The following is a 1,026-nucleotide window of genomic DNA, read 5'->3' on the forward strand; positions in this document are numbered from 1 at the left end:
AGAAATAGTCGGGCTTTTTTACGTCTGCAGAAAAGTGAAATTCGCGCAATTAATACACACTCATATCGCGACACAAAGATAGTGTAGCATTTGCTATGTGACTTTCTACCGCTGTGGGCACTACGACATCATCAGGCTTCAAATTGTAAAAAGTAAAATGTGGTGAATTACTCACATATCGCATTATAATTTAGCTAATTTACATCCTACCAAGCACTTATGTTAAGCACTCAATCTTGGTGAACGAGATAAATTAAGAATCAGTTTGATCCCCTACTTAGTTGAAAAGTATCTATATAAATATAGTTAAGCTCTATCTCGATAATACTGAATGGGATTGAGGTAAAAACAGTGTTACCTAGGTACTTAATACTCTTATAGAGCACATATATTGTGCCAACATGTAATTCATTGACTATAATCATTAATCCTAGGTCGCGGTAAAGAGCGCTACTTAAAATAATTAAATAATTGATTATCCGAACTGGTGAATTATTTCCTTGATAGCATAATTAATCTTCATTGTACTTTGCATAATTCAACAAAGGATTTAATTTTCTCTGATGCGATATAAAATATCTTGGTGCTTACTTTTTACCACTATGCTTACTCATTTTTCAGCTTTTTCTAATGAGTTAGAATTTTCTGGTTATGCTCGAGTTATTGGTGGTTACTTAGACGAAAAAAATGTCGAGTTTAAGGGATATGAAGACAGTATTAAATTTTCTCCATCTAGTTTAATTGGATTCCAAGGCGAGTATCAATTTGATGATAAGTGGTCTGCAACAGCCCAAGTTTTGCTAAGAAGCAATAATACAACAGCTTCTGATAACTCAGGGTTAGAGTGGTTATATTTAACATATAGGCCAACTGATAATATTCAGATAAAACTCGGAAAATTACGCACACCTTTTTTTACTATGAGTGACTTTTCGGATGTTGGTTTTGCGTACCCATGGATCAATCCACCTCAACAAGTCTACGATACTTATTTATTTAAAACATTTAATGGCATAGATGCTGTTT

At 33.5% G+C, this 1,026-nt stretch carries 1 pseudogene; it reads left to right on the top strand.

Going from position 1 to position 1,026, the window contains the following annotated elements:
* Positions 1 to 563: 563 nt before the first annotated feature.
* Positions 564 to 1,026, top strand: a pseudogene (locus H5072_RS20210) (hypothetical protein); the annotation flags it as partial.

Origin of the sequence: Pseudoalteromonas sp. SR45-5 (genome assembly GCF_014163565.1) — a bacterium.
GTDB lineage: Bacteria > Pseudomonadota > Gammaproteobacteria > Enterobacterales > Alteromonadaceae > Pseudoalteromonas > Pseudoalteromonas distincta.